Raw genomic sequence first — 10,295 nt, forward strand, 5'->3', positions numbered from 1 at the left:
ATAACAATATCTGACCTCACGCCGGTATTCCCGGCGTATACCCTGAAAAATATAAGAGAGAACCAGTATGAGTAATGTATTCGTACAACAGCCTGCTATTCAGAAATTATTACGCGACAGTGCCGGATTAGATGTTGCCGGCGGCGATGAACGTTTTAAGGCGATTGTCCATCGTCTGCTGGAAAATATCTGCACCCTCATCGACGACTATAACGTCACGGAAGAAGAGTTCTGGCACGCGGTAAACTATCTGCACGAGCTGGGGGGGCGTCAGGAGGCGGCGCTGCTGGCGGCGGGCCTGGGCCTGGAACATTTCCTCGACCTGCGCCAGGACGCCATCGACGCGGCGGCGCATCGGGAAACCGGCACTCCGCGCACCATTGAAGGGCCGCTGTACGTGGCCAATGCGCCGCTGGCCGACGGCCACGCCCGCATGGATGACGGTACCGACGCCGGGGAAGTGATGTGGCTGCACGGTCAGGTTAAAGATAACCAGGGCCAGCCGATAGCCAATGCCATTGTTGATATCTGGCACGCCAACACCCTCGGCAATTACTCGTTCTTCGATCAAAGCCAGAGCGAATACAACCTGCGCCGGCGGATCCGCACCGGCGCCGATGGCCGCTACAGTGTGCGCAGCATCATGCCCTCCGGCTACGGTTGCCCGCCGGATGGCCCAACCCAGAAGCTACTGGACCAGTTAGGCCGCCACGGCAACCGTCCGGCGCACATTCACTTCTTCGTCTCCGCCCCGGGGCATAAGCATCTGACCAGCCAGATTAACCTCAATGGCGATAAATACCTGTGGGACGATTTTGCCTTTGCCACCCGCGACGGCCTGATTGCTGACCCGGTAAAAGTGACCGACCGCGAGATCATCGCGCAGCGCCATCTTGAGGGAGAGCACACCGAGGTCTGTTTTGATTTCACTCTGTGTAAAGCGCTGAGCGCCGACGAAGAGCAGCGCGGCACCCGCCTGCGCGCTAAAGAGTAAGCGGCATTATCGGTCCGGGCACGCGACTGCCCGGGCCCGACATCGCACTCGAAAACGAAAAATTCACCCTGTTTCTTTCATCCTGAATTCTGCAGGAGGGACTGACTCATGCAAAAAACGCTCTCGACGCTCAAAGACAAAATCAATAATGCCTTAATTGTCGACCGGGAAAATCATATTTACCGCTGCCATCGCTCTATATTTACCGACCCGCAGCTGTTTGAATTTGAAATGAAGCATATTTTCGAAGGTAACTGGGTATTTCTTGCCCATGAAAGCCAAATTCCCGAGCCGGGTGATTATTATACCCTGACGCTGGGCCGTCAGCCGGTCATTATTACCCGCGATAAAAAGAATGAGCTGCATGCGTTAATTAACAGCTGTGCTCACCGCGGCGCCATGTTATGTCGCCGCAAAACCGGCAATAAAAATTCGTTCACCTGTCCGTTCCACGGCTGGACCTTTAGCAATAATGGCAAATTATTAAAAGCCAAAGACGAGAGCACTGGCGGTTATCCGCCGAGCTTTAAACAGGACGGTTCCCACGACCTGCAAAAGCTGCCGCGTTTTCAGTCCTATCGTGGTTTCTTATTTGGCAGCCTCAATGCCGACGTGCAGCCGCTGGAGGCCTATCTCGGAGAAACCAGCAAAATCATCGATCTGATCGTCGATCAGGCGCCGGAGGGGCTGGAAGTCCTCAAGGGCTCGTCGAGCTATGTGTATGAGGGCAACTGGAAACTGGGCGCGGAAAACGGTGCCGATGGCTATCACGTCAGCGTGGTGCACTGGAACTACGCCTCGACCATGTCACGCCGCAACTATGAAGCGGAAGGGACGCACGCGGTGGATGCCAACGGCTGGTCTAAAAGCCTCGGCGGGGGCTACGGATTCGATAATGGCCATATGCTGCTGTGGACCCGGGCGCTCAACCCGGAAGTGCGCCCGGTCTATGCCCACCGCGAGCGCCTGCAGGCGGAATTCGGCGAACTACGCGCCGACCAGATGGTCAACGAAACCCGCAACCTGTGTCTGTACCCCAATGTCTACCTGATGGATCAGTTCTCGACCCAAATCCGCGTGATCCGTCCCATTGCGGTGGATAAAACCGAAGTCACCATCTGGTGCTTCGGGCCGAAAGGGGAATCCGACCAGGCGCGGGCCCTGCGTATCCGCCAGTACGAGGATTTCTTTAACGTCAGCGGCATGGGGACGCCGGACGACCTCGAAGAGTTCAGCGCCTGCCAGCGCGGCTATCTCGGCGAAAATCTTCCGTGGAGCGATCTCAGCCGCGGCGCGCTGCACTGGGTCGACGGCGCGGATGAGCATGCGCAACATGCCGGCTTTTCGCCGCGGTTAAGCGGGGTGAAATCGGAGGACGAAGCGCTGTACATCGCCCATCACCACCACTGGCAGACGCTGATGCTGGCGGCCATTGAACAGGAACAGCAGCGTTTTGAACAGTCGATTACTCAGCGCGTGGAGGTGGCCTGATGCTTAACCTCGAACAGGTTCGCCAGTTTCTCTACTACGAAGCCCGTCTGCTGGACGATCGTCAGTGGGACGAATGGCTCAGCTGCTACAGCCCGCAGGTAGTCTACTGGATGCCGGCGTGGGGCGACGACGACCAGCTGACCCGCGACCCGCAAAAAGAGATTTCGCTTATCTACTATCCCAACCGCGAAGGGCTGGAGGATCGCGTCTACCGCATTAAAACCGAGCGCTCCGGGGCCAGCACGCCGGAGCCGAGGACCACCCACATTATCAGCAACGTTGAGCTACTGGGGGAAAATGACGAGGGGCTGGAGGTGCGTTACAGCTGGGTCACCTGGAGCTATCGCTATCAGCACACGGATGCTTATTTCGGCTCAACCTGCTGCACACTGACCGAGCAGGACGGCAGACCGCAGATCGTGCGCAAAACCGTGCGCCTGAACAACGACTATATCCGTCAGGTGATTGACGTTTACCACATTTAAGAGGCGCTTATGACCTTTTCTATTGCTCTTAATTTTGAGGACGGCGTAACCCGCTTTATTCAGTGCAACGCCGGAGAGAAAGTCCTGGATGCGGCCTATCGTCAGAAGGTGAATCTGCCGATGGACTGCTCGGACGGCGTGTGCGGCACCTGCAAATGCCACTGCGCCAGCGGGGAATATACCCTCGGCGAGGAGTATCTCGACGAGGCGTTAAACGACGAGGAAGCGCAGGCCCGCCAGGTGCTGACCTGTCAGATGGTGCCCACCAGCGACTGCGTGATTGATGTGCCGGTGGCCGCTGCCCAGTGCAAAACCGCCCTGGCGACGCTCGGGGCGCAGGTGCAGCAGGTCAATTTGCTGTCGGACTCCGCCATCGAGCTGGTGGTTGCTCTCGATGAGCCGCTGGCCTTCCTGCCGGGACAGTACGTCAATATCCAGGTGCCGGGTACGCCCCACGTCCGCGCCTATTCCTTTAGCTCGCTTGCCGGCGCGCGGGAGGGACGTTTTCTGATCCGCAATGTGCCCGGGGGGATGATGAGCCAGTGGCTGACGCAGCGGGCGCAGCCCGGCGATCGCCTGACCCTTAGCGGACCCATGGGCAGCTTCTATCTGCGCCACGGCGATCGTCCGCTGCTGATGCTGGCCGGCGGCACCGGGCTGGCGCCGCTGCTCTCCATGCTCCACACCCTGCAGACACAAGGTAGCCAGCGTCCGGTAACGTTACTGTACGGGGTAACCCGCGATGGCGATCTGGTGAAAACCGACGCGCTGGACACCTTTACTCAACAGCTGACGGGGTATCGCTGGCTGCCGGTGGTGGCGGATGAAAACAGCCCCTGTCCGCAGCGCGGCTTCGTCACCGACCATCTCGACGACGCGATGCTGAATAACGGCGACGTCGACATCTATCTTTGCGGCCCGCCGCCGATGGTCAATGCGGTCGCCACGGCGCTGCGCGACCGCGGGATCACCCCGGCGGGATTCTGGTATGAGAAATTTATCGCCAGCCAGAGCGCGGCGGCATAAGGAGGCAGTATGCGTTTTAGCGATAAAGTGGTCGCCATCACCGGCGCGGCCCAGGGCATTGGCCGCCAGACGGCGGAGCAGGCGGCCGCAGAAGGCGCGGCACTGCTGCTCATCGATCGCTCGTCCTATGTCCATGAGCTGGCGGCGACGCTGGCGCAATCCGGCTGTCCGGTGCTGGCGCTGGAGGCGGATCTGGAAGCGTGGGAAAGTACCGAGCGGGCGTTTGCCGCGGGCGTCGCGCTTTTTGGCCGCCTCGACGTGCTGATCAACAACGTTGGGGGCACCATCTGGGCGCGGCCCTTTGCCGAATACCAACCGGAGCAGATTGAGAAAGAGATCCGCCGCTCGCTGTTCCCCACGCTGTGGGGCTGCCGCGCGGCGCTGCCGTGGATGCTGAAGCAGGGCAAAGGCAGCATTGTCAATATCTCGTCGGTGGCGACGGCAGGGGTGAACCGGGTGCCTTACTCGGCGGCGAAAGGCGGCGTTAACGCGCTGACCCGGTCGATTGCTATGGAGTACAGCGGCAGCGGTATTCGGATTAACGCCGTGGCGCCGGGCGGGACCGAGGCGCCGCCGCGCCTGACGCCGCGTAACGAAGAGCAGCCGAGCGAGCAGGAGAAGGCGTGGTATCAACAGGTGGTCGATCAGACGGTGGCGAGCAGCCTTCAGCACCGCTACGGCACGCTGGCGGAACAGGCGAACGCGATCCTGTTTCTCGCCAGCGATGAGGCCAGCTATATCACCGGCGTCACGCTGCCAGTGGCCGGGGGCGATCTCGGCTAACGCCGGGTAGCATACCAGCAGAGCAGGGAGCCGAGACACACCATCCCGGCGCCCTGCCAGAATGACCACGACAGGGCCGCACTCAGCAGGATCGCCGCCAGCGCAGAGGAGAGTACCGGCGTAAAGTACGACGCCGCCGCCAGCAGGCTGACGTTGCCGTGCAGGATCCCCACGTTCCACGCCGCGTAGGCCAGGCCAAGGGCCACCGAAACGGTCAGCAGCTTGATGCTTACCGGCCAGCTAAAGATCATGGGCGGCTGCGGTGTGGCGAGAAACTTCAGCCACAGCGTCAGGGCGGTTAACAGGACGAACAGCGTAATGGCGTTTTTTCCGCGGGCATATTTGGCCGTCACCGTGCAGTAGGCAGCCCAGATAAACGCCCCGACAAAGGCCAGCAGATAGCTGAGCGGGCTGGAGATGACGTTGCTGATAATCTCGTCCAACTGCAGGCCGTGCTCACCGCCCAACACCCAGCCCACGCCGAGCAGGGCGAGAAGCAGGCCGGGGATCACCAGCCAGCTGCTTTTCTGGCCGTTAAACAGGATGGCGAACAAAATCGTCAGGCTGGGCCACAGGTAATTGACCATCCCCACCTCAATGGCCTGCTGGCGGCTGGCGGCATAGCCCAGCGACAGCGCGAGGCAGATTTCATAGCTGACGAACAGCACGCTGCCGGCCAGCAGATAGCGCCGCGGGATCTGGCGCAGATTGGGAAAACCGACGGTAAAAATGAGCAGCAGGCCGCTGAGGCTATAAATCATTGCCGCGCCGCCAACCGGTCCCAGTCCTTCGCTGACGCCGCGGATCAATCCGACCATCGTGCTCCATAAGATAATGGCGGCGAAGCCGATGGTCGTGGCTCTCTTTTTCTCCATGCTTTTCCTGATGGTTACGCAAATGCAGCCGGCATATATATCATTTTTTTATCGGCGAGGGGTGAAATTTTCCGCCGTTGCTAACCCTTAGGGATTAGCGAAAATGGCCAGGGCTGGCGATTAAGGGGGCGAAGGTTTTCCTCCTTGATTTGACGCAAATTTTCCCGGGATTTTGCTGTTAGTTTCCTCCGCGCGATGAATCAACATCCTGCATGGAGGAATGCAATGGACGTCAGCCGCAGAAAGTTCTTTAAGATCTGCGCAGGCGGTATGGCCGGAACTACCGCCGCCGCCCTGGGCTTTGCCCCTAAAATGGCGCTGGCTCAGGCACGCAATTTCAAATTGCTGCGTGCGAAAGAGATCCGCAACACCTGCACTTACTGCTCCGTGGGCTGCGGGCTATTAATGTATAGCCTCGGCGACGGTGCGAAAAACGCCAAAGAAGCGATCTACCATATCGAAGGGGACCCGGACCATCCGGTGAGCCGCGGCGCGCTGTGCCCGAAAGGGGCAGGCCTGCTGGACTATGTCCACAGCGAAAACCGTCTGCGTTATCCGCAATACCGCGCCCCGGGCTCGGATAAATGGCAGCGCATCTCCTGGGATGAAGCCTTTAACCGCATCGCCCGACTGATGAAAGCCGACCGCGACGCCAACTTTATTGAAAAGAATGAACAGGGCGTGACGGTTAACCGCTGGCTTTCCACCGGCATGCTGTGCGCCTCGGCGGCAAGCAATGAGACCGGCATGCTAACGCAAAAATTTGTGCGATCGCTGGGTATGCTGGCGGTAGACAACCAGGCGCGCGTCTGACACGGACCAACGGTAGCAAGTCTTGCTCCAACATTTGGTCGCGGTGCGATGACCAACCACTGGGTGGATATCAAAAACGCCAACGTCGTGGTGGTGATGGGCGGTAACGCCGCCGAAGCCCATCCGGTGGGTTTCCGCTGGGCGATGGAGGCGAAAAACAATAACGACGCCACGCTGATCGTCGTCGACCCGCGCTTTACGCGTACCGCGTCGGTGGCCGATATCTATGCGCCGATTCGTTCCGGTACCGACATTACCTTCCTGTCGGGCGTGCTGCTGTACCTGATCGAAAATAACAAGATCAATGCCGAGTACGTTAAGCATTACACCAATGCCAGCCTGCTGGTGCGGGATGATTTTGCCTTCGAAGAGGGGCTGTTCAGCGGCTACGATGCGGAAAAACGCCAGTACGATAAATCGTCCTGGAACTACCAGTTCGATGAAAACGGCTACGCCAAACGCGATGAAACGCTCAGCCATCCGCGCTGCGTGTGGAACCTGCTGAAGCAGCACGTTTCCCGTTACACGCCCGAGGTGGTCGAAAACATCTGCGGTACGCCGAAAGCGGACTTCCTTAAAGTGTGCGATGTGCTGGCCTCAACCAGCGCCGCGGACCGCACCACCACCTTCCTGTATGCCCTGGGCTGGACGCAGCACACCGTCGGCGCGCAGAACATCCGCACCATGGCGATGATCCAGCTGCTGCTCGGCAATATGGGGATGGCCGGCGGCGGCGTCAACGCCCTGCGCGGCCACTCTAATATTCAGGGGCTGACCGATTTGGGCCTGCTGTCGACCAGTCTGCCGGGCTATTTGACGCTGCCATCGGACAAACAGACCGATCTGCAAAGCTACCTCAGCGCCAACACGCCGAAGGCGACCCTGCCCGAGCAGGTGAACTACTGGAGCAACTACCCGAAATTCTTCGTTAGCCTGATGAAATCCTTCTACGGCGAGGCGGCGCAAAAAGAGAACGACTGGGGCTTTGAGTGGTTACCGAAGTGGGACCAGGCTTACGACGTTATCAAATACTTCAACATGATGGATAACGGCAACGTCACCGGCTATATCTGCCAGGGCTTTAACCCGGTTGCCTCCTTCCCGGACAAAAACAAAGTAGTTCGCAGCCTCAGCAAGCTGAAATATATGGTGGTTATCGACCCGCTGGTGACCGAAACCTCGACCTTCTGGCAGAACCACGGCGAGTCTAATGATGTCGACCCGTCGGCGATTCAGACCGAAGTCTTCCGTCTGCCGTCGACCTGCTTTGCCGAAGAGGACGGTTCGATCGCCAACTCCGGTCGCTGGCTGCAGTGGCACTGGAAAGGTCAGGATGCCCCAGGTGAAGCGCGCAATGATGGCGAAATCCTTGCCGGGATTTACCATCGCCTGCGCGAACTGTACCGCACCGAAGGCGGGAAGGGCGCGGAACCCCTGCTGAAGATGAGCTGGCGCTACAAGCAGCCGGACCATCCGGAATCGGAAGAAGTGGCAAAAGAGAACAACGGCTACGCGCTGGCGGATCTCTACGATCAAAATGGCACTCTGCTGGCGAAAAAAGGCCAACTGCTCAATAGCTTCGCGCTGCTGCGCGATGACGGCAGCACCGCGTCGTCTTGCTGGATCTATACCGGCAGCTGGACCGAGCAGGGTAACCAGATGGCGAATCGTGATAACGCCGATCCTTCGGGCCTGGGCAATACGCTGGGATGGGCCTGGGCGTGGCCGCTCAATCGTCGGGTGCTGTACAACCGCGCTTCGGCCGATATCAACGGCAAGCCCTGGGATGCGAAGCGGATGCTGATCCAGTGGAACGGCAGCAAGTGGGTCGGGAATGATATTCCGGACTTCAATACCGCGCCGCCAGGGAGCAACACCGGGCCGTTTATCATGCAGCAGGAGGGGCTGGGTCGCCTGTTTGCGCTCGATAAACTGGCGGAAGGGCCGTTCCCGGAGCACTACGAGCCGATGGAAACCCCGCTTGGCACTAACCCGCTGCACCCGAAGGTGGTCTCCAGCCCGGTGGTGCGGTTGTATGAAGAGGACGCCATTCGCTTAGGTAAGAAGGATAAATTCCCGTATGTCGGGACCACCTATCGTCTGACCGAGCATTTCCACACCTGGACCAAGCATGCGTTGCTCAATTCCATCGCGCAGCCGGAACAGTTTGTCGAAATCAGCGAAGGGCTGGCGAAAAGCAAAGGTATCGCTAACGGCGATTGGGTGAAAGTCAGCAGCAAGCGCGGCTTCATTCGCGCGGTTGCCGTGGTGACCCGCCGACTGCGCACGCTGAACGTCAACGGCCAGCAGGTGGAGACCGTCGGGATCCCGCTGCACTGGGGTTTTGAAGGCGTGGCCCGCAAAGGCTACATCGCCAACACCCTGACGCCTAACGTTGGCGATTCCAACTCGCAAACGCCGGAGTACAAGGCGTTCCTGGTCAACATCGAGAAAGCGTAAGGAGCGATTCAATGGCGATGGAAACCCAAGACATTATTAAACGCTCCGCGACCAACCCGATCACCCCCGCGCCGCGCGCGCGGGACTATAAAGCGGAAGTCGCCAAGCTTATCGATGTCTCCTCCTGCGTGGGCTGTAAAGCCTGCCAGGTGGCCTGTTCCGAGTGGAATGACATCCGCGATGACGTGGGGCACTGCGTCGGGGTGTACGACAACCCGGCGGATCTCAGCGCCAAATCCTGGACGGTAATGCGTTTTAGCGAGACCGAACAGAACGGCAAACTGGAGTGGCTTATCCGCAAGGATGGCTGTATGCACTGCGCAGAGCCGGGCTGCCTGAAGGCCTGCCCGTCCGCCGGGGCGATTATTCAGTACGCCAACGGCATCGTCGATTTCCAGCAGGAAAACTGCATCGGCTGCGGCTACTGCATTGCGGGGTGTCCGTTTAACGTCCCGCGCCTCAATAAAGAGGATAACCGGGTCTATAAATGCACCCTGTGCGTGGATCGGGTCAGCGTCGGCCAGGAACCGGCCTGCGTGAAAACCTGTCCTACCGGTGCTATCCACTTCGGTACGAAGAAAGAGATGCTGGAGGTGGCCGAGGAGCGGGTGGCTAAGCTTAAAAAACGCGGTTATGCCAACGCCGGGATTTACAACCCGCCGGGCGTCGGCGGAACCCACGTGATGTACGTCCTGCATCATGCCGACCAGCCGGAGCTGTATCACAAGCTGCCGAAGGAACCGCAGATCGATACCAGTATCAGTCTGTGGAAGGGGGCGCTGAAACCGCTGGCGGCGGCGGGCTTTATCGCCACCTTCGCCGGGCTGATTTACCACTACATCGGTATCGGGCCGAACAAGGAAGTTGACGACGACGAGGAGAAGCATGATGAGTAAATCGAAGATGATTGTGCGCACAACTTTTATCGATCGCGCCTGTCACTGGACGGTGGTTATCTGTTTTTTCCTCGTGGCGCTGTCGGGAATATCGTTCTTCTTTCCGACGCTACAGTGGCTAACGGAAACCTTCGGCACGCCGCAGATGGGGCGTATTCTGCACCCGTTCTTTGGGGTGCTGATTTTTGTCGCGCTGATGTTTATGTTCGTGCGCTTTGTCCACCATAACATCCCTGATAAACAGGATATTCCGTGGCTGAAAGGCATCGTCGAGGTGCTGAAAGGCAACGAGCATAAGGTGGCGCGCGTCGGTAAGTATAACGCCGGGCAGAAGATGATGTTCTGGACCATCATGAGCATGATATTTGTGCTGCTGGTGACCGGGGTGATTATCTGGCGCCCATATTTTGCGGAATATTTCCCGATGCAGGTGATTCGCTATAGCCTGCTGATTCATGCGACGTCGGCCATC

At 58.9% G+C, this 10,295-nt stretch carries 9 protein-coding genes; 8 read left to right on the forward strand and 1 reads right to left on the reverse strand.

Going from position 1 to position 10,295, the window contains the following annotated elements; genetic code table 11:
• Positions 1–67: 67 nt before the first annotated feature.
• The 5 genes from catA (at position 68) to HMPREF1024_RS21190 (ending at position 4,779) form a co-directional block, all read left to right on the forward strand.
• A complete protein-coding gene (gene catA, locus HMPREF1024_RS21210; protein WP_009307771.1) occupies positions 68–994 on the forward strand; it encodes a catechol 1,2-dioxygenase in 927 nt (308 codons plus the stop codon).
• A gap of 108 nt (positions 995–1,102) precedes the next feature.
• Positions 1,103–2,485, forward strand: a complete 1,383-nt coding sequence (locus HMPREF1024_RS21205; protein WP_009307772.1) for a Rieske 2Fe-2S domain-containing protein — start codon at positions 1,103–1,105, stop codon at positions 2,483–2,485.
• A complete protein-coding gene (gene benB / locus HMPREF1024_RS21200; protein ID WP_009307773.1) occupies positions 2,485–2,970 on the forward strand; it encodes a benzoate 1,2-dioxygenase small subunit in 486 nt (161 codons plus the stop codon). Before HMPREF1024_RS21205 ends, benB begins: the two co-directional genes overlap by 1 nt.
• Before the next feature lie 9 nt (positions 2,971–2,979).
• The gene (benC, locus tag HMPREF1024_RS21195; RefSeq protein ID WP_009307774.1) at positions 2,980–3,996 is read left to right on the forward strand and encodes a benzoate 1,2-dioxygenase electron transfer component BenC; all 1,017 of its coding nucleotides are present in this window, start codon (positions 2,980–2,982) and stop codon (positions 3,994–3,996) included.
• A gap of 9 nt (positions 3,997–4,005) precedes the next feature.
• Entirely contained in the window at positions 4,006–4,779 is a 774-nt protein-coding gene (locus HMPREF1024_RS21190) for a 1,6-dihydroxycyclohexa-2,4-diene-1-carboxylate dehydrogenase (RefSeq protein WP_009307775.1), read from the forward strand.
• Here the strand turns inward: HMPREF1024_RS21190 and yddG are convergent.
• Positions 4,776–5,654 (reverse strand): aromatic amino acid DMT transporter YddG, encoded by an 879-nt coding sequence (yddG, locus tag HMPREF1024_RS21185; protein WP_009307776.1) that lies wholly within the window; start codon positions 5,652–5,654, stop codon positions 4,776–4,778. The two genes, HMPREF1024_RS21190 and yddG, sit on opposite strands and share 4 nt — an antisense overlap.
• Positions 5,655–5,879: 225 nt before the next feature.
• On the opposite strand from yddG, the gene fdnG reads away from it, so the two are divergent.
• From fdnG to fdnI, 3 genes are all read left to right on the forward strand, one after another.
• The gene (gene fdnG, locus HMPREF1024_RS21175; protein ID WP_085955640.1) at positions 5,880–8,927 is read left to right on the forward strand and encodes a formate dehydrogenase-N subunit alpha; all 3,048 of its coding nucleotides are present in this window, start codon (positions 5,880–5,882) and stop codon (positions 8,925–8,927) included.
• Between the two features lie 11 nt (positions 8,928–8,938).
• On the forward strand, positions 8,939–9,823 hold the full coding sequence (gene fdxH / locus HMPREF1024_RS21170) for a formate dehydrogenase subunit beta (RefSeq protein WP_004143747.1): 885 nt from the start codon (positions 8,939–8,941) through the stop codon (positions 9,821–9,823).
• On the forward strand, positions 9,816–10,295 hold a 480-nt coding region (fdnI, locus tag HMPREF1024_RS21165), incomplete at its 3' end, for a formate dehydrogenase-N subunit gamma (protein ID WP_009307778.1). The genes fdxH and fdnI, both read left to right, overlap by 8 nt.

The sequence above is a fragment of the Klebsiella sp. 4_1_44FAA genome, from assembly GCF_000238715.1.
Lineage (GTDB): Bacteria > Pseudomonadota > Gammaproteobacteria > Enterobacterales > Enterobacteriaceae > Klebsiella > Klebsiella pneumoniae.